The organism is Solimonas soli DSM 21787, assembly GCF_000474945.1.
Taxonomy (GTDB): domain Bacteria; phylum Pseudomonadota; class Gammaproteobacteria; order Nevskiales; family Nevskiaceae; genus Solimonas; species Solimonas soli.
Map to the genome: position 1 here is coordinate 1 of NZ_AXDW01000011.1, position 17322 is coordinate 17322.

A 17322-nucleotide genomic window follows, 5' to 3' on the forward strand; every position below is an offset into this window, starting at 1 on the left:
ACCATCCACACCGGCTCCAGCACCTTCGAGCGCCGCAGCTTGTAGAGCAGGTCGGTGCCGATGTTGCCGGGCCCGATGATGGCGCATTTGATCTTCTGCATGATGCGGTCCTATTCCGTGAACGAGATCGACGCGCCGCCGATGCCGGTCAGGCTCATATCGAATTGATCGCCGGCCACGGCCGGCAGGAGCGGCGCCAGCGAACCCGAAAGGATGATCTCGCCTTTCAGGAACGGGATGCCGTAGCGCGAAAGCGTGCTGGCGAGCCAGGCGACGGCCGTCGCCGGATGGCCCTGCACCGCCGAGCCGAGGCCTTCGGCGGCCTTGCCGCGGTTCTTGCGGATCTGCATCGACACCGCCGCGAGGTCCAGCTTGCGCGGATCGGCGCGCGCCTCGCCGAGCACGAAGATGCCGCAGGAAGCGTTGTCGGCGACGGTGTCCTGGATGCGGATCTTCCAGTCGGTGATGCGCGAGTCGACGATCTCGAAGCAGGGACAGACGTAGTCCGTCGCGTCGAGCACCTGATCCTCGCTGACGTTCGGGCCCTTCAGATCCTTCTTCAGCACGAAGGCGATCTCGCCTTCGGCACGCGGCTGGATCAGGCCGCTGCCCTTGATGCTGACGCGCGCGCCGTTCTTCACCTGCATGCGGTCGGTCAGGAAACCGAAGTCCGGCTGGTGCACGCCGAGCATGTCCTGCACGGCCTTGCTGGTGACGCCGATCTTCTTGCCGATCAGCGCCTCGCCGTTCGCCGTGCGGCGGTGCAGGAAATGCAGCGAGATGTTGTAGGCATCGTCGATGTCGATGCCGGGCACGCGCTCGGACAACGGCGCCACGGTGCGCCGCTCGCGCAGGGCGGCGTACAGCTCGTCGCCGAGCGTGACGACGGTGGTCTGCGGTAGGGCCATGCTCAGCCGTTCTTCAGGAAATCGATGAGGGCGCGATTGAAGAAATCGCGATGCTCGACCATCACCCAGTGGCCGCAGTTCGGCACCGTCACCAGGCGCAGGTTCGGCATGCCCCTGGCGAGCTTCAGGATGCCGGTCTCCGGCATCATCTTTTCGTTGATGCCCCAGAAGGCGAGCGCCGGGCAGCGGATCTCCGGCAGGCGCGCCGTCAGGTTCGGCACCTGCATGGTCTTCACCACCTGCGGGTTCTGCATCAGCATCAGCGCGTGGCGCTCGTCGACGAGTTCGTCGTCGACCACCGACTTGTCGTGCACCAGCGCGTTCTCCATGAAGTAGCGCAGGCGTTCCTTGGTCACCGGCTGCGGCGACATGAAGACTTCCTTCATGAAGGCCATCGCCGGCATCTTGAAGTAGTCCGGCTGGTCTTCGAGCCCGCCCGGCGCCATCAGCACCAGCTTCTCGACGTTCTGCGCATGCTGCAGCGCATAATCGAGGGCGATCGCGCCGCCGAGCGAATTGCCGACCAGCGTGTAGCGCGAGACGCCGATCCGGTCGAGCGTCTGCTTCACGCAGTCGATGAAGAACGACAACGGATATTCGACGTCGGCCGGCTTGTCCGAATAGCCATAGCCGATCAGGTCGGGCAGGATCACGCGGTAGCCGGCCCGCACCAGCGCCGGATAATTGCCCTTGAAGTTGCTGTAGCCGCAGGCGCCGGACCCGGAGCCGTGCAGGAATACCACGACGGGGCCGCTGCCTTCGTCGAGATAGTGGATGCGGTAGCCGTTCGGCAGCTGCGCGTATTTCCCTTCCGGGACCGGCTTGCTCGGCGTGTTCTCTGCGGGGGCGTTCATCGTTCTGCCTGCGCGGCATGTGAGGCGGGCATGGTCCCGCAGCAGGCGGTCCGTGCTCTTCGTCCTTTTGAGTGAGTGGCCTGCGCATGCGATGACTTAATGTCCTCGCGCAGGCCAAGACCGGCCGAGATATCCGCCCATGCCCACGCATCCTTCCACGAATCCCCCCGCGGGTCCCCGCGTGATTCTCGTCACCGGCGGCGCCAAGGGCGTCGGCCGCGGCATCAGCGAGCGCTTTCTCGCCCTGGGCGACCAGGTGATCGTCAGCAGCCGCGAGGCGCCGGCCACCCTGCCGGAGGCCGGCGGCCGCCGGGCCGAGTTCATCGCCGGCGACCTGCGCGACGGCGCGGCGGTCGAGGCGCTGTTCGCGCAGATCGCCGGGCGTCACGGGCGGCTCGACGTGCTCGTCAACAATGCCGGCGGCGCGCCGTTCGCGATGGCCGACAAGGCCTCGCCGCGCCTGCACGAGAAGATCTTCCAGCTGAACCTGCTGGCGCCGCTGCATCTCGCGCAGAAGGCCAACGCGCTGATGCAGGCGCAGGGCAGGGGCACGATCATCTTCATCGGCAGCGTCAGCGCGCTGCGTCCGTCGCCGGGCACGGCGGCCTACGGCGCGGCGAAGGCGGCGGTGCTCAGCCTCGTGCAGTCGCTGGCCGTCGAATGGGCGCCGAAGGTGCGCGTGGTCGCCGTCAGCCCCGGGCCGGTGCTGACCGAGCAGGCCGAGCTGCACTACGGCGACGCGGCCGGCATCAAGGCCGTCGAGAAGACCATCCCGATGCGGCGCATGGCGACATCCGGGGACATCGGCGATGCCTGCGTGTGGCTCGCCTCGGACGGTGCCGCCTATGTGTCGGGCAGCAACCTGGTGCTGCACGGCGGCGGCGAGCGGCCGGCGTTCCTCGACGCCGCCAGCGTCAACAAGGGCTGAGCGCGGCGGCGTGGCGCGGTCAGCCCGGCAGCAAGCCGGCGTATCGCGTCGCCAACATCCGCACGGCGCGGTCCGCGAATTTCCCGACGCGCCGCTCGGCATCGAAGCCGGCGCGCGGCTGACCATGCCCGCGCCCGGCATGCTCGGTTTCTCGCCGATGGCGGCGCCGGACCTCGCGACCTCGCAGGCCGTTGGCGAAAAGTACTATCCGGCGGCCGGCGCGCTGACCGACGTGCGCTGCTACGCCAGCGGTGGCTCGCTGATCCTCGAAGGCATCGAGCGCTTTGCCGAGCCCGCCCTGCAACGCTTCCTCCGCGAGAAGCTGTTCGCCAGCGCACGGGTCGTCACGCGCGCGCTGGCCGGTGCCGACCACCGGCCGCAGCGCCTCGAACTGCGCTACGCGCAGCCCGCCCTGCGTCGCCGAATACCAGCGCTATTTCGATTGCCCGATCCGTTTCAACGCGCCGTTCGAGCGCCTGTATTCCGATCCGGCGCTGCTGCGCCGTCGCATCGCCACGCACAGCGCGAGCGCACATGCGCACGACTGATCGGCGATTGGCTGCCGCGCCCGCCTAGCACGCGCAGGAATAAGCATCGAAGATTCGTGCAGGCGCGCGAATAAAGGCACAAAGCCGCCAGAGCCTCCACGAGAATCAGCGCCCTCCAGTGACCCCGGTGGGGCGGGCTCGATGTCATGCGGCAGCAATTCCTGGCGTTCTTCAAGGCCGGTGCGACAGCGGCGTTCGTCGTGCTCGCGGCCTGCGGCAGCAGCAACGCGCCCGGTGATGGCGCACTGACGGCAGGCGAGGCGCGTGCGCTGGCCAAGGAGGCGTACATCGTCGCTTACGCGCCGGTCGCCAACTACGCCAGGCAGAGCCCGCGCGCGTTCGACAAGAGCAGCATCAGCTATCAGGGTCCGAACAAGCTGTTCAGCCTGCCGCTGCTGTTCAACTACTACACGGCGAACGCGGCCGGCGTGCCGTCGCCGAATCAGGACACGCTCTATTCGGCGGGCGTGCTCGATCTGCGGCAGCAGCCGGTCGTCGTCAGCGCCGGCGCGGTCAGCGACGCGGATCGCTACTACTCGCTGCAGCTGCTCGACCAGAACACCGATGTGCTGCCGTACATCAGCACGCTGACCAACGCGAATGCCGGCGGCCACTATCTGGTGCTCGGTCCGGACAACAGCGCGCCGACCGACACCTCGGGCTTCACCGGCGTGATTCATTCCGGCAGCCAGCTGGTGACGATCCTCGGCCGCGTCGAGGTCTACAACGCCGCCGACCAGCTCAACGCCGCGCTCGTGCAGCAGGGTTTCAAGATCCAGACGCTGAGCGACTACAGCGGCGGCAGCGCGCCGTCCGGCAGCGTGCCCGAGCTGCTGGCCTACGACGCCGACAGCGCGCAGGGGCTTGGCTTCCTGCAGTACGCCAACATCGCCTTCGGCCTGCAGCCGCCGGAGGATAGCGACCCGGCGCTCGCCAGGCGCCTCGCGCGCATCCACGTCGGCGCCGGGCAGACGTTCACCGCCAGCGATTTCACGCAGGAGATTCAGGACGCGATCACGCGGGGCCTCGCCGACGGCGCGGCCGCCGTGCAGTCGGCGAGCCTGAGCAGCGCGATCGTGCGCAACGGCTGGTCGTCGGTCGATCCGTCGGTGCTCAGCGACAGCGGCAGCTTCGGCACCGGCTACCTCGCGCGCGCCGCGGTCGCCTACGGCCTGCTCTACATGAACACGCGCAGCGAAGCGTGGTACGCACTGGCTTCGGTCGATGCGAAGAACGCGACGCTCGACGGCGGCGCGCGCTACACGCTGCACTTCGCCGCCAACGCACTGCCGCCGGCACGCTTCTTCTGGTCGGTGACGGCATACGACGCCTCGACGCATCTGTTCTTCAACAACCTGCTCGGCCGCTACAAGCGCGGCAGCAATGACAGCCTGCAGTACAACGACGACGGCTCGCTCGACATCACGATCCAGGCCGACGCGCCGACCGATGCGAAGGCCTTCGTCAACTGGCTGCCGGTCGGCCAGTCCCCGTTCTATCTGATCATCCGCAGCTACGGACCCGGCGATGGAATCATCGATGGCAGCTGGGTGCCGCCGGCCGTGGAGCCCCTGTCGTGACGTCCTTCCCGTCTTCGCGCGCGAGCCTCATCGCCCTGCTCTCTGTTGCGCTGCTCGCCGCCTGCGGTCGCTCATCGACGCCGGATGGCAGCGCGCGCCATCCCAATGTGGTGATCATCCTCGCCGACGATCTCGGCTTCGCCGATCTTGGCGCGTTCGGCAGCGAGATCCGCACGCCGAATCTCGATCAGCTCGCCAAGGACGGCCACCTGCTCAGCAATCTGCATTCGACGCCGCTGTGCGCGACCTCGCGCGCCGAGCTGCTGACCGGCGTCGATCATCATCTGGTCGGCGTCGGCACGATGCCGGACCTCAGCCAGTTCTATCCGGCGAGCGCCGACAACTATCAGGGCGTGCTCAACGACAACGCGCCAACGCTGGCGAACCTGCTGCACGACGCCGGCTATCACACCTACATGGCCGGCAAGTGGCATGTCAGCGGCGGCGGCCCGGTGAACTTCGGCTTCGAACGCTCGTTCTCGCTCGACTACGACAAGGGCTCGGCCGGCAACTTCGCGCCGGGAGCCGGCAATTCGAGCTCGGCCTCGGAGTCGTATTACGAAGACGGCCAGCTGGCGACGGTGCCGGCGGACTTCTTCTCCAGCGATTACTTCACCAGCAAGCTGATCGACTACATCGGCTCGCACCGCGGCGACGGCAAGCCGTTCTTCGCCTATCTCGCGTTCCAGGCGACGCACTGGCCGTTGCAGGCGCCGGATGCGTATCTCGATCTGTACAAGGGCCAGTACGACGGCGGCTACGACGCCATCCGCAGCGCGCGCCTGCAGAAGCAGAAGGATCTCGGCCTGTTCCCGGCCGACTTCAAGGAGAACCCCGGCGACGAGGCGGTGATGCTGCGCTTCGGCAGCCCCGGCGTGACCAGCAATCCGGCATGGAGCGCGCTGTCGGCGTCCGAGCAGCGCAGCGAGGCGCGCATCATGGAAGTGTTCGCCGGCATGCTGACCAACCTCGACGACAACGTCGGCAAGCTCATCGCCTACCTGAAATCGACCGGGCGGTACGACAACACCATCATCGTCTTCATGTCCGACAACGGCGCCGACGGCATCGGCACGCCGCCGACGGCCGACGGTGCGTCGCAGAGCGACATCGACAATTCATACGACAACTACGGCCGTCCGGGTTCGTACATCTACCGCAGCACGCGCTGGGCCGAAGTCGGCAGTGTGCCGCTGCGCCTGTTCAAGTCGTTCACGGCCGAAGGCGGCATCAGCGTGCCGGCGATCGTGCGCCTGCCCAAAGACTCGGCGCGCGGCAGCAGCAGCACCGTGCTCACGTCGATACGCGACGTGGTGCCGACCGTGCTCGCCGCCGCCGGCGTCGCCGAGCCGGGCGCGACGTATCGGGGCCGCAGCATCGCGACGCTTGAAGGCTATTCGCTGCTGCCGGTGCTGCGCGGCGAACGCGGCGAGGTGCGCGACGCCAATACCGTGCTCGCCGACGAGGTCGACGATATCCGCGTCGTGCGCAAGGGCGACTGGAAGATGACGCGCATCGTCAATTACCTCGTGCCGCCGGCGGCGTTGCTGCTGAACCACGACTGGCAGCTCTACGACATGGCCAGCGATCGCGGCGAGACGACGGATGTTTCCGCCGATCACCCGGACGTCGTCGACGATCTCAAGGCCGAGTGGCGCGACTACGTCACGCGCGTCGGTGTCGCGCAGCCGTCGTTCCCGCCGATCCTCACGCCGATCGACGACTGAGCGGCCAGGGCTGGCCGCTTTGCCCGCTCGCTGCCGCCGCGCCCCTTTCGAGCGGCGCGGCGGCGGTCGTACAGTCGTGGCGGGGATTCACGCATTACCGGCCGCAAGGCCGGCATCGAACGAAAACGGGGAGCACCGATGCAGCAGGCAGCACGACAGGACATTCAGGGGCGTGGCACACGCAGGCTGAAGCTGGCGCTGATGGTGGCGGCGCTGACGCTCGCAGCCTGCGGATCGAGCAGCGGCGTCTCGGGCTCGGCGAGCGCCAGGCACAAGCCGAACGTCATCGTCATCCTCGCCGACGATGTCGGCTTTTCCGATCTCAGCGCCTTCGGCAGCGAGATCGCCACGCCGAATCTCGACGCGCTGGTGTCCGAAGGCCGCGTAATGTCGAACATGCACGCGACGCCGCTGTGCGCGACCTCGCGCGCGGAGCTGCTGACCGGCGCCGACCATCATCTGGTCGGCGTCGATACGCTGCCGGAAAGCACGATCTTCTATCTCGGCCGATACACGGCGGCGCTGGGCGATGCGGCGCTGACCGTCGCACAACGCCTGCTCGACGCCGGCTATCACACCTACATGGCCGGCAAGTGGCATCTCGGCGGTGGCGGAGCTATGGCGCAGGGCTTCGAGCAATCGTTCTCGCTCGACGACAGCGCGGCCTTCGCCAACAATTTCTGGCCGGTCGGCAGCGAAAAGCTGTCGGCATCGAAGCCGTACTTCGAGAATGGTGTCGAGGTGACGACGCTGCCGGACGATTTCTTCTCCAGTGATTACTTCACGAGCAAGCTGAAGCAATACATCGGCAGCAACAAGGGCGACGGCAAGCCGTTCTTCGCCTACCTCGCGTTTCAGGCCACGCACTTTCCGTTGCAGGCGCCGGATGCGTATCTCGATCTGTACAAGGGCCAGTACGACGGCGGCTACGACGCCATCCGCGGCGCGCGCCTGCAGAAGCAGAAGGATCTCGGCCTGATTCCGGCCGACTTCAAGGACAATCCCGGTGACGAGGCGACGATGGTGCGCTTCGGCCAGCCCGGTCCGCTGACCAACCAGAGCTGGGATTCGCTGAGCGCCGACGACAAGAAGAGCGAGGCGCGCATCATGGAAGTGTTCGCCGGCATGCTGACCAACCTCGACGACAACGTCGGCAAGCTCGTCGCCTACCTGAAGGAGATCGGCGAGTACGACAACACCATGATCGTCTTCGTTTCCGACAACGGCCCGGACGGCATGGGCTACGGCTTCATTCCATACGTCGACAGCACCGGCAACACCGACATCGACAACGGCTACGACAACTACGGCAGGCGCAGCTCGTTCCTGTTCCGCAGCACGCGCTGGGCCGAAGCCGGCGCTGTACCGCTGCGCCTGTTCAAGAGCTTCACCGCCGAAGGCGGCATCAGTGTGCCGGCGATCGTGCGCCTGCCGAAACAGACTCGCGGCGCCGCGAGCAGCGCCGCGCTCGGCACGCTGCGCGACATCGTGCCGACGATCCTCGACGTCAGCGGCGTCGCCGACACCGGCACGCAGTATCAGGGCCGCACCGTCGCCGCGCTCGAAGGCGCGTCGCTGAAGCCGGTGCTCGACGGCTCACGCGGCGAGGTTCACGGGCAGGATGAAGTCATCGCCGACGAGGTCAACGACATCCGCTACGTGCGCAAGGGCAACTGGAAGGCGACGCGCATCGTCAATTACCTGCTGCCGTCGGCCGCCGCCAATCTCGATCACGACTGGCAGCTCTATGACATGAGCGTCGATCGCGGCGAAACCAACGATCTCGCCGCCGCCCATCCGGACAAGCTCGCCGAGCTGGTCGCGGAGTGGCAAGCCTACGTCGCCCGCGTCGGCGTCCGTCAGCCGCTGCTGCCGCCGCTGCTGCCGCCGATCGACGAGTAGCGGCGCCGCGCCCTGACGACAGCACGGGCGCCGTCGCGCCGGCTTGCATTCGATGTAGATAGTTCAATATTATTTGAACTATGAAAATAGACGCCGCCGTCGCCAGGCTCGCCGCGCTCGCCCAGGCCTCGCGTCTGTCGGTGTTCCGCCTGCTCGTCGAAAAAGGCCCGGACGGCATGCCGGCCGGCGAGATCGCCGAGCGGCTCGGCATCGCGCCGAGCGCGCTGTCCTTCCACCTCAAGGAGCTGAGCAATGCCGGCCTGCTGAAGTCGCGCCAGGAAGGGCGTTTCATTTATTACGCACCGGACTTCAAGGCGATGAACGCGCTGCTCGGCTATCTGAGCGATCACTGCTGCGCCGGCAGCGGCACGCCGGCCGGCAAGGCCAAGGTGTGCTGTGACTGAGCCGCGCATCGGCGCGGCCACGCCGGAAGACCATTCGCCGCTGTGTCGGCTGCTCGCCGCCTGCGGCCTGCCGGCTGACGATCTGCGGCCGGAGGGCCTGAGCGACTTCCTCGTGGTGCACGACGGCGAGTGCATCGCCGCCTCTGTCGGTCTCGAGGTGCGCGGCGAACGCGCGCTGCTGCGTTCGCTGGCAGTCGCCGAGGACTGGCGAGGGCGCGGCTGGGGCGAGCGTCTGACGGCGACGGCCGAACGGCTCGCGCGAGGTCGCGGCGCGCGCACGCTCTACCTGCTGACGACGACCGCCGACGCTTTCTTCGCGGCCCGCGGCTATACGCGCCTGCCGCGCGAGGCCGCGCCGCCGGCGATTGCGGCGATGCCGCAGTTCGCCTCGCTGTGCCCCGCTTCTTCCGCCTTCATGAGCAAGAATCTCATGCCGAACCCGCACTACAACATCCTGTTCCTCTGCACCGGCAACTCGGCACGCTCGATTCTCGCCGAAGCCCTGGTGAATCATCTCGCGGTCAGCCGCGCGCGCTTCACCGGCTACAGCGCCGGCAGCCGGCCGCGCGGCGAGGTGAACCCGCACGCGCTCGCGCTGCTCGCGCGAACCGGCATCGCCACCGACGGCCTGCGCAGCAAGAGCTGGGACGAGTTCGCCGCGCCGGGCGCGCCGAAGATGGACTTCATCATCACGGTCTGCGATTCGGCGGCGGGCGAGCCGTGCCCGTACTGGCCCGGTCAGCCGATGAGCGCGCACTGGGGCATGCCGGATCCCGCCGCCGTCACCGGCAGCGACGAAGACATCCGCAAGGCGTTCGCCGAAACGATGCAGGTACTGCGCCGGCGCATCGAGCTGCTGGCCAGCCTGCCGCTGGCGACGCTGGACCGCATGGCGCTGCAGGGCCGCGTGCAGGAGATCGGCTCGCGATGAGCAGGCCATCGAAAGGCGCGAGTGGCGGCGACGCGAGCGCGGCGCTCGGCGGATTCGAGCGCTGGCTGACCGTCTGGGTGTTCGTCTGCATCGTCGCCGGCGTCGCGCTCGGCACGCTGCTGCCCGGCGCGTTCGCGTCGCTCGCCGCGGCGCAGCTGGCGAGCGTCAACCTGCCGGTGGCGCTGCTCATCTGGCTGATGATCGTGCCGATGCTGCTGCGCGTCGACTTCGGCGCGCTGGGCGGCGTCGGCCGTCACTGGCGCGGCATCGGCGTGACGCTGTTCGTCAACTGGGCGGTGAAGCCGTTCTCGATGGCGCTGCTCGGCTGGCTGTTCGTCGGCCTGTGGTTCCGGCCGTGGCTGCCGGCGGCGCAGATCGACTCGTACATCGCCGGCCTGATCCTGCTGGCGGCGGCGCCGTGCACGGCCATGGTCTTCGTCTGGAGCCAGCTCGTCGACGGCGAGCCGCATTTCACGCTGAGCCAGGTCGCGGCCAACGATCTCGTCATGGTCTTCGCCTTCGCGCCGATCGTCGCGCTGCTGCTCGGCCTGTCGGCGATCACGGTGCCCTGGCAGACGCTGCTGCTGTCGGTGGCGCTGTACATCGTCGTGCCGGTCTGCGCGGCGCAGCTGATACGGCGCCGGGCGCTTGCGCGCGGGCGGCTCGATGCGCTGCTCGCGACGCTCAAGCCGGTGTCGCTCGTCGCGCTGCTGCTGACGCTCGTGCTGCTGTTCGGTTTTCAGGGCAGGCAGATCATGGCGCAGCCGCTGGTGATCGCCCTGCTCGCCGTACCGATCCTCGTGCAAGTGTATTTCAACGCCGGGCTCGCCTACCTGCTGAACCGCTGGAGCGGCGAGCAGCACTGCGTCGCGGCGCCGTCGGCGCTGATCGGCGCGAGCAATTTCTTCGAGCTGGCGGTCGCGGTGGCGGTCAGCCTGTTCGGCATCGAGTCGGGCGCCGCGCTGGCGACCGTCGTCGGCGTGCTGATCGAGGTGCCGGTGATGCTGTCGGTCGTCGCCATGGTCAAGCGCAGCAAGCCCTGGTACGAGCGCCGCGGCGCGGCGCCCGCGCATGCCCGGACCTGACGGATCGCCCGGCGCCGGAGCGGCGCCGAGCTGCGCATCTGCCACGCGCACGGCTGCCGCTGGAGCGGTCGCGGCCGGCATGGCATGAACGCCGCCGCACCTGCGCCGTGGCGGCGACCGGCGTGGCCGCCGGTCCTACATCGCGCCGCTTCGTGTTCTGCCGTCGTCCTGGCGTCGGCTCAGCAGGCGTGCGCGTGCGCCGTGCCGGCGCCACGGCTGTTTTCGCGGCGCACGCCCCATTCGCGCAGCGCTTCGATCACCGGCCGCAGTTCGAGGCCTTCGGCGCTGAGCCGGTATTCAACGCGCGGCGGCACCTCGGCGTAGACGGTGCGCAGGACGAGGGCTTCGGCTTCCAGCTCGCGCAACTGCTTGGTCAGCATGCGCTGCGTGACGCCGGGCAGCAGGCGCTTCAGTTCGTTGAAGCGCAGCGTGCCGCTGCGCGTCAGGTGATAGAGGATCAGACCTTTCCACTTGCCGCCGATCGCGTCGAGCGCGGCTTCGACGGCGCAGCGTTGATGCGCGGGTGCGGACTTCATCGGCGGGCTCGCGATGCGAAGTGGGTATCCGGATGGATACTACGGACAGAAATTGTGCGTACTTGTGCAAATGCGGCCGCAATCTAGCATGGGCGCCGCCATTCGATCCGGAGTCACCGATGCTCGCTCGTTTGTTCCCGCGCGCCCTTGCTGTCGTGCTGTTCACCATGGCCGCGGCGGCGGTTTCGGCCGCGCCGGCCGCGGCGCCGTCCTTGCGCCTGTACACGCTCGACTGCGGCCATCTGTCGCTGCCCGACATGGGCATGTTCGACGACGGCGGCAGCAGCGACGGCAGGCCCGGCGAGATGGCGGTGCCGTGTTTCCTGATCCGTCATCCGCAGGGCGACCTGCTATGGGACACCGGCCTCGGCGATCGTCTCGCGGCGCATCCCGGTGGCGTCGTCAACGCGTTCGGCATCCGCGAGTCGGTGGAGACGCCACTCCTTGCGCAGCTCGCGGCGCTCGGCGTGAAGCCGGACAAGGTTCGTTACGTGGCGTTCTCGCATCTGCATGCCGATCACACCGGCAACGCCAATCTGTTCGTGAAGTCGACCTGGCTGCTCGCGAAGGCGGAACTCGATGCCGGGCTGGCGACGCCGGCGCCGATCGGCGTCGATCCGGCGCTGTTCAGTGCGTACCGGCAGGCCAGGGTCGAGACTTTCGATCTCGATCACGACGTGTTCGGCGACGGCAGCGTGCGCATCCTGCGCGCGCCCGGCCACACGGCCGGGCACAGCGTGCTGCTGCTGAAGCTGGCGAAGGGCGGCGCGGTGATCCTGTCGGGCGATCTCTACCACAGCCGCGCCAACTACGAGCAGTCGCGCGTGCCGCCGATCAACTTCAGCCGCGCCGAAACGCTGGCGTCGTTCGACCGTGTTGCGCATCTGCTGCAGAACCTGCGCGCACGGCTGATCATCCAGCACGATCCGGGCGATTTCGCGGCGCTGCCGAAACCGCCGGCGTATCTGGATTAGCGACGGAAGCGTTCGGGGACACCGAGCAGAAAACTCCCTCTCCCCCGACGCAGTGCGTCGGGGGAGAGGATCGGGGCGAGGGGGTGCCTGATCGGGTGACGAAGCAGGAAAGCACCTCTCGCCCTAACTCTCCCCCGCGTGCGGGGAGAGGGGATGACGGCATCAGGCCAGCGACACGATGTTGTTCAGCAGCATGCGCACCAGCGTCGTCTGCCGCGTCACGCCGGTCTTGCAGAAGATGAAGCGCAGGTAGGTGCGCGCCGTGTTGCGGCGCACGCCGAGCTGTTCGGCGGCTTCGTCCAGCGTCAGGCCGTCGGCGAGGTGCAGCGCCAGCGCCGCTTCCATGCGCGTGAAATTGAACAGGCGGCGCACGACCTCGTTGGCGCCCTGCATGCGCGTCGCTTCCGGATCGCGGACGAAGATCACCGCCGCGGCGCGCTGCTGCGACGCCGGGCTGACGCCGTGCGGCACGGCGCGCACGACGAGGCACAGCTTGCCGCGGCCGGACGGCCGCGAGATCGGCAGCGCGTCGATCACCGACGGGCCCTGCGCCGCGCCCTTGCCGTCGAGCGCGAGGCGCAGCACGCGCTGCAGTTCGCGGCGCTCGGTCGTGCTGTCGGCGCCGAGGTGGCGGCCGCTGAGCAGCAGGCCGTCCTTCTCGGCGACGATGCGCTGCGCCTCGGGGTTGAGATCGATGACGGTGCCGTCGCGCGCGACGCTGATCGTGCCGAGCTGCATGCGGTTCAGGGTGCCGGCGAACAGCTGGCGCTCGCTTTCGAGATCGTCGAGCCGCGCGTGCAGCTGGATCGCGCGCTTGAGGTGCGGCAGCACGGCGCGCGCGACGCCCTTGTCGTTCTCCGAGAACGGCTCGGCGTGCGTGTCGCGCGAGATGCGGAAGCGGCATTCGATGCCGCTGGCCAGATGCAGGTCGGCGCCGATCAGATGACCGACTTCGACCGGCTCCATGAACTGCCGGTAGAACGTCGACTTGCGCCAGCGCGGCCCCATCAGCTCCTCGGGCGTGACGACTTCGCCGTCCGGCAGGTCGACGAACGGATCGAGCGCATGGAAGTGCGTGCGGTAAGACTCCGACGCTTCGAGGTTGACGGTGTCGGTGTTGATGATCGCGCCGGCGCTCTGCACCGTCGCCGGACGCAGGATCAGCGTCGTGTGCTTGGCGGCGAAGACGTCGCGCAGCACCTGCAGCGACGAGCGCATCGGCGGATTCTCGCTGGCGCCGTCGTAGATCGCCGTGAACACGCGGTTCAGGCGCTCGAACTCCAGCAGTTCGCCGGCCTGCGTCGCGGACACACCGCGCATCGCGTCGCGCCGCGCCGCGTCGGGAATCACTGCTTCTGCCGTCTGCAACATCGTTCTCTCCTCGCACCGGCTCTTCGGCCGGTGCCGCATGGGCGCTCGTATCGGGGGGGAGCGCCCGCCGGCCCGAGCATAGCGGCTGCCGGGCGGGGTTCCTCGTCCGAATGGAGATAAGCGGCCGGATGGTGGTGCCGGCCGGTGCCGCCGGATCGGGCCGGCGGGCGGTCTGTACCGCCGCCTTCGCACGGGCGAGGACCGGATCGGTGCGGGCCTTGACCGCCAGGCCGCTGCCGCTGTCGCGAGGCTCAAACCGAGAAGCGGTAGGTCAGCCCGGCCAGCCACTGCCGCAGCGCCGGGCCGTGAAGATCGGTCTGGTAGCCGACGTCGGCATCGAGGCCCGGCATCACCGTCCAGATCAGGCCGACCAGGGCGCTCACCGGCCGGCGATCGTCGCTGCGATCGGTGTTCGATCCGGCGTCCGCCTCGGCGCTGGCGATCAGGCTCTCGTTGACGGTCCACATCAGCGCCGAGGACATGTGCACGACCTGCCTGCGCAGGCCGGCGTCGTCGGGGTTCTGCGTAAGCCCCAGGTTCGCGTGCACGGCGAACGGGGCGACGTCGCAGGTGGCGACCAGCAGTTCGTGCGCGGACAGCGTGCCGCGCGGCAGGCCCAGCCCCGCTTGCGCGGTCGCCAGCTCGAGCCCGGCGCGCAGGCCCAGCGACCACGGCGCGCGGCCGTAGAAACGCCATTTGACGTCGAGATTGCTGTCGCCCGGGCCTTGCGTCGTGTTCTGCACGGGGCCGCTGGCCCGCACCCAGGACGGCTGGACGAGCACATCGAACGTCGTCAGCAGGCCATACGACAGCTGCGGCTGGTAGATGAAGCTGCGAACGCCGCCGCCGCGGCTCAGCAGCAGACCGTTCTCGACCTCGACGTTGCTGACGCCCTGCGTGCCGGTGTCCTCGGTCTGCAGCGGATGCGCCGCCAGGGCCGGCAGCGGACGCACGAGGGCGACGGCGGCGCCGAGGCAGACGCCTGCCATCCGTGCCAGGCCGATTTTCCGCGGCAGGCTCCTTCGCATGCGGCGAAGCTTTGCGTACCAATATGGCCCGGTCGTGACGGCGGCGGCGCTTCATGCGCCTGTCATGCGGCGTGCGGAGATTGACGGCTTCGACAGACGAGATTGCGCATGCGGAGAATCCTGGCGGTGCTCCTGTGTTGCGGGATGGCGCCGGGCTTCGCCGGCGCGCTGCACGGCGCCGGCGCGACGTTTCCTTATCCGCTCTACGCGCGGTGGGCCGCGCAATACCGCGCGCAGACCGGCATCGACGTCGACTACGACCCCGTCGGTTCGGGTGCGGGCATCGAGCGCGTCGAGCGCGGTCTCGTCGATTTCGGCGCCTCGGACATGCCGCTGTCGCCGCAGGACCTGCAACGAAACGCGCTGCAGCAGTTTCCGGCCGTCATCGGCGGCATCGTGCCGATCTTCAACATCGCGGGCATCGGCTCGGGCGAGCTGCGCCTGAGCGGCGCGGTGCTGGCCGATATCTACCGGGGCCGCATCCGCAAGTGGAATGCGCCGGCCATCACCGAACTGAATCCGCGGCTGCACCTGCCGAATTCGGCGATCACCGTCGTGCATCGCGCGGACGCTTCCGGGTCGAGCTTCCTGTGGGGCCGGTTTCTGGCCAGCGCGAGCGCGGACTGGACCGTCGCGGTGACGGCAACGCCGGACTGGCCGGTCGGTGTGGCGGCGACAGGCAACGAAGGCGTCGCATCGTCGGTGCAGCGCACGCGCATGGCGATCGGCTACGTCGAGTACGCCTATGCCCGCGAGCATCGGCTGTCGATGGCCGCCGTACAGAACCTCGCCGGCCGCTTCGTGCGGCCGGGCCTCGACGGCTTCCGCGCCGCCCTGGAGGCGTCGCAGGCGGCATCGCACGAAGCCGGAAACGCCGGCGAGGACTGGAATACGCGGCTGAGCAACCCGCCCGGCGAGAACAGCTGGCCGATCACGGCCGCGAGCTTCGTGCTGCTGCCCGCCGCCTCCGCCGCCGGCGAGCGCAGGCGCGAGGTCTACCGCTTCTTCGCCTGGGCCCTGCGCAACGGCCAGCCGGCCGCGCTGAAGCTGGACTACCTGCCTTTGCCCGATGTCATCGTCGACGACATCATGCGGCGCTGGGCGGATGCCGATCGCCCGCCGGACGCCGTCGCCCCGGCCGCGACTCCCTCGGCGGCGAGCCCGTGCACGTCGCGCTTTTCCGCACGCGCAGCTCCGTCGGCAGCGCAACCCCGGCTTCGGCCGGACACCGCCGTCCGCCCTGGCCTTCAATCAGGCCGCGAGCCACCAGGCCTCTTGCCGCACTGGCCGCGAGCCGGCCCGACGATTGAACCTTCTCGAGATCCGCGAGCAGCTCCTTTTCCGCTTCCGTCAGCAGCATCATGAGATTCGCCCGATGAGGTACCGGCGCGGATACTACGCCGCGACGATGACAGAGTTGCGGACGGCGTATGCATCGCGGCGGCGGCCCGGTTGGCCGCGCGCGGCGATGCCGGCGGATCAGATCCGGTGCCCGCACGCGGCCGGCGCGCGCCATGGCGCGGCGCGGCTACCGCAAGGCGATGCGCAACTGCCCGGCGGCGAACGTCAGCGCCGCGTCCGCCGCGTCGATGACGCCGAGCATGCTCGCGAAACCGTGCACCTGGCCCGGCCAGCAGCGGCAGGCGACGGCGACGCCGTCGCCTTCGAGCTTGCGCGCGTAAGCCTCGCCTTCGCCGCGCAGCGGATCGAACTCGGCGGTGACGATCGTCGCCGGCGCGACGCCGGCGACGGTCGCAGCGCGCAGCGGCGACGCGCGCGGGTCGAGCGCGGTCTTCGCATCGGCGACGTACTGGCGGCGGTACCAGCGCATCGCGTCGGCGCTCAGGAAGTAGCCGCGCCCGAACGCGGCATAGGTTTCGCTTTCGCCTGCGCAGTCGGTGACCGGATACAGCAGAAGCTGATGCCGCAATTGCGGGCCGTTGCGGCGCGCCAGCTGCGCGAGCACGGCGGCGAGGTTGCCGCCGGCGCTGTCGCCGGCGACGGCGAGGCGCGTGGCATCGGCACCGACGCTCGCGGCGTTCGCGTCGAGCCAGTCGAGCGCAAACTGCGCATCCTCGACGGCGGCCGGGAACGGCGCTTCCGGCGCCAGCGCGTAATCGACCGACACGACCAGCGAGCCGGCGCGCGCGGCGAGCGTGCGGCAGATGTTGTCGTGCGTATCGAGGCCACAGGCGACGAAGCCGCCACCGTGGAAATACAGGGTCATCGGCAAGGCCGCGGCATCGCCGTGCGGGCGGTACAGGCGGATCCGCAGATCGCCGTTCGGGCCGTACAGGGTGCGGTCGCTGATCGCCGCCACCTCGTCGCCGGGCGCGAACGGCGACGGATTCGCCGCCATCGCCGCGCGCAGCTGCGCCGCGGTCAGCGTCGTGTAGTCGGGCTGCGGTACGTGCGCCATCGCCGCGAGCAGGCCGGCGATCTGCGCATCGAGCGCGGCGGCGGGCGGCAAAGCATCGTTGGCGGCGGTCGACATGGCAGCGCTCGGTGACGAAGGTGCGGCGATTGTCGACGCGCGCGCGGCGGGC

The 17322-nt window shown here is 68.9% G+C and carries 16 protein-coding genes and 2 pseudogenes; 11 read left to right on the forward strand and 7 right to left on the reverse strand.

Features of this window, described 5'->3' with window-relative positions; all coding sequences use genetic code 11:
* The 3 genes and pseudogenes from K344_RS23895 to K344_RS0107080 all read right to left on the reverse strand — a co-directional run.
* Window positions 1-104 (reverse strand): annotated as a pseudogene (locus K344_RS23895) (acetaldehyde dehydrogenase (acetylating)); the annotation flags it as partial.
* Window positions 105-110: 6 nt separating this feature from the next.
* On the reverse strand, window positions 111-908 hold the full coding sequence (locus K344_RS0107075; RefSeq protein WP_028080081.1) for a fumarylacetoacetate hydrolase family protein: 798 nt from the start codon (window positions 906-908) through the stop codon (window positions 111-113).
* Window positions 909-910: 2 nt separating this feature from the next.
* Window positions 911-1762, reverse strand: coding sequence for an alpha/beta fold hydrolase (locus tag K344_RS0107080; RefSeq protein ID WP_028080082.1), 852 nt, complete (start codon window positions 1760-1762; stop codon window positions 911-913).
* A gap of 139 nt (window positions 1763-1901) precedes the next feature.
* Between K344_RS0107080 and K344_RS0107085 the strand changes: the two genes are divergently transcribed.
* The 9 genes and pseudogenes from K344_RS0107085 to arsB all read left to right on the forward strand — a co-directional run bounded on the left by K344_RS0107085 (window position 1902) and on the right by arsB (window position 10867).
* Window positions 1902-2690 (forward strand): SDR family oxidoreductase, encoded by a 789-nt coding sequence (locus K344_RS0107085; RefSeq protein ID WP_028080083.1) that lies wholly within the window; start codon window positions 1902-1904, stop codon window positions 2688-2690.
* The gene (locus K344_RS23410; RefSeq protein WP_084197099.1) at window positions 2608-3312 is read left to right on the forward strand and encodes an AraC family transcriptional regulator ligand-binding domain-containing protein; all 705 of its coding nucleotides are present in this window, start codon (window positions 2608-2610) and stop codon (window positions 3310-3312) included. The genes K344_RS0107085 and K344_RS23410 overlap by 83 nt, the downstream gene beginning before the upstream one ends.
* A 72-nt stretch (window positions 3313-3384) precedes the next feature.
* Window positions 3385-4818 carry a DUF1254 domain-containing protein gene (locus tag K344_RS20610; RefSeq protein WP_051361982.1) on the forward strand — a complete coding sequence of 478 codons (1434 nt, stop codon included), beginning with the start codon at window positions 3385-3387 and terminating at the stop codon, window positions 4816-4818.
* Window positions 4815-6545: an arylsulfatase gene (locus K344_RS20615; protein WP_169729256.1), complete on the forward strand. Its 1731-nt coding sequence runs from the start codon at window positions 4815-4817 to the stop codon at window positions 6543-6545. The genes K344_RS20610 and K344_RS20615 overlap by 4 nt, the downstream gene beginning before the upstream one ends.
* Window positions 6546-6683: 138 nt before the next feature.
* Window positions 6684-8447, forward strand: coding sequence for an arylsulfatase (locus K344_RS20620; RefSeq protein ID WP_084197103.1), 1764 nt, complete (start codon window positions 6684-6686; stop codon window positions 8445-8447).
* A gap of 80 nt (window positions 8448-8527) precedes the next feature.
* On the forward strand, window positions 8528-8851 hold the full coding sequence (locus K344_RS0107115; protein WP_028080086.1) for an ArsR/SmtB family transcription factor: 324 nt from the start codon (window positions 8528-8530) through the stop codon (window positions 8849-8851).
* A pseudogene (arsN2, locus tag K344_RS24620) lies at window positions 8844-9263 on the forward strand (arsenic resistance N-acetyltransferase ArsN2); the annotation flags it as partial. The gene K344_RS0107115 and the pseudogene arsN2, both read left to right, overlap by 8 nt.
* A gap of 18 nt (window positions 9264-9281) precedes the next feature.
* Window positions 9282-9782 (forward strand): arsenate reductase ArsC, encoded by a 501-nt coding sequence (locus K344_RS24625; RefSeq protein ID WP_028080087.1) that lies wholly within the window; start codon window positions 9282-9284, stop codon window positions 9780-9782.
* Window positions 9779-10867: an ACR3 family arsenite efflux transporter gene (gene arsB / locus K344_RS0107125; RefSeq protein ID WP_051361985.1), complete on the forward strand. Its 1089-nt coding sequence runs from the start codon at window positions 9779-9781 to the stop codon at window positions 10865-10867. The genes K344_RS24625 and arsB overlap by 4 nt, the downstream gene beginning before the upstream one ends.
* A gap of 179 nt (window positions 10868-11046) precedes the next feature.
* Here arsB and K344_RS0107130 read toward each other — a convergent pair whose 3' ends face one another.
* Window positions 11047-11403 (reverse strand): winged helix-turn-helix transcriptional regulator, encoded by a 357-nt coding sequence (locus K344_RS0107130; protein ID WP_028080089.1) that lies wholly within the window; start codon window positions 11401-11403, stop codon window positions 11047-11049.
* A 119-nt stretch (window positions 11404-11522) separates the two neighbouring features.
* Between K344_RS0107130 and K344_RS0107135 the strand changes: the two genes are divergently transcribed.
* A complete protein-coding gene (locus K344_RS0107135; RefSeq protein WP_028080090.1) occupies window positions 11523-12377 on the forward strand; it encodes an N-acyl homoserine lactonase family protein in 855 nt (284 codons plus the stop codon).
* A gap of 162 nt (window positions 12378-12539) precedes the next feature.
* On the opposite strand, the gene K344_RS20625 is transcribed toward K344_RS0107135, so the two are convergent.
* Window positions 12540-13748 (reverse strand): helix-turn-helix transcriptional regulator, encoded by a 1209-nt coding sequence (locus tag K344_RS20625; protein WP_043114026.1) that lies wholly within the window; start codon window positions 13746-13748, stop codon window positions 12540-12542.
* 251 nt (window positions 13749-13999) lie between these two features.
* Window positions 14000-14737 carry a hypothetical protein gene (locus tag K344_RS0107145; protein WP_028080091.1) on the reverse strand — a complete coding sequence of 246 codons (738 nt, stop codon included), beginning with the start codon at window positions 14735-14737 and terminating at the stop codon, window positions 14000-14002.
* A gap of 147 nt (window positions 14738-14884) precedes the next feature.
* Here K344_RS0107145 and pstS point away from each other — a divergent pair, with 147 nt between their 5' ends.
* Entirely contained in the window at window positions 14885-16141 is a 1257-nt protein-coding gene (gene pstS / locus K344_RS20630; RefSeq protein WP_084197109.1) for a phosphate ABC transporter substrate-binding protein PstS, read from the forward strand.
* A gap of 163 nt (window positions 16142-16304) precedes the next feature.
* Here the strand turns inward: pstS and lipP1 are convergent, their stop codons facing one another.
* The gene (lipP1, locus tag K344_RS0107155) at window positions 16305-17270 is read right to left on the reverse strand and encodes a LipP1 family hormone-sensitive lipase (protein ID WP_084197111.1); all 966 of its coding nucleotides are present in this window, start codon (window positions 17268-17270) and stop codon (window positions 16305-16307) included.
* Window positions 17271-17322: the final 52 nt, after the last annotated feature.

Coding starts and splice junctions, on each gene's coding strand:
- K344_RS0107075 (WP_028080081.1), bottom strand. CDS start 908: ATGGCCCTACCGCAGACCACCGTCGTCACGCTCGGCGACGAGCTGTAC.
- K344_RS0107080 (WP_028080082.1), bottom strand. CDS start 1,762: ATGAACGCCCCCGCAGAGAACACGCCGAGCAAGCCGGTCCCGGAAGGG.
- K344_RS0107085 (WP_028080083.1), top strand. CDS start 1,902: ATGCCCACGCATCCTTCCACGAATCCCCCCGCGGGTCCCCGCGTGATT.
- K344_RS23410 (WP_084197099.1), top strand. CDS start 2,608: ATGTGTCGGGCAGCAACCTGGTGCTGCACGGCGGCGGCGAGCGGCCGG.
- K344_RS20610 (WP_051361982.1), top strand. CDS start 3,385: ATGCGGCAGCAATTCCTGGCGTTCTTCAAGGCCGGTGCGACAGCGGCG.
- K344_RS20620 (WP_084197103.1), top strand. CDS start 6,684: ATGCAGCAGGCAGCACGACAGGACATTCAGGGGCGTGGCACACGCAGG.
- K344_RS0107115 (WP_028080086.1), top strand. CDS start 8,528: ATGAAAATAGACGCCGCCGTCGCCAGGCTCGCCGCGCTCGCCCAGGCC.
- K344_RS24625 (WP_028080087.1), top strand. CDS start 9,282: ATGCCGAACCCGCACTACAACATCCTGTTCCTCTGCACCGGCAACTCG.
- arsB (WP_051361985.1), top strand. CDS start 9,779: ATGAGCAGGCCATCGAAAGGCGCGAGTGGCGGCGACGCGAGCGCGGCG.
- K344_RS0107130 (WP_028080089.1), bottom strand. CDS start 11,403: ATGAAGTCCGCACCCGCGCATCAACGCTGCGCCGTCGAAGCCGCGCTC.
- K344_RS0107135 (WP_028080090.1), top strand. CDS start 11,523: ATGCTCGCTCGTTTGTTCCCGCGCGCCCTTGCTGTCGTGCTGTTCACC.
- K344_RS20625 (WP_043114026.1), bottom strand. CDS start 13,748: ATGTTGCAGACGGCAGAAGCAGTGATTCCCGACGCGGCGCGGCGCGAC.
- K344_RS0107145 (WP_028080091.1), bottom strand. CDS start 14,737: ATGGCAGGCGTCTGCCTCGGCGCCGCCGTCGCCCTCGTGCGTCCGCTG.
- pstS (WP_084197109.1), top strand. CDS start 14,885: ATGCGGAGAATCCTGGCGGTGCTCCTGTGTTGCGGGATGGCGCCGGGC.
- lipP1 (WP_084197111.1), bottom strand. CDS start 17,270: ATGTCGACCGCCGCCAACGATGCTTTGCCGCCCGCCGCCGCGCTCGAT.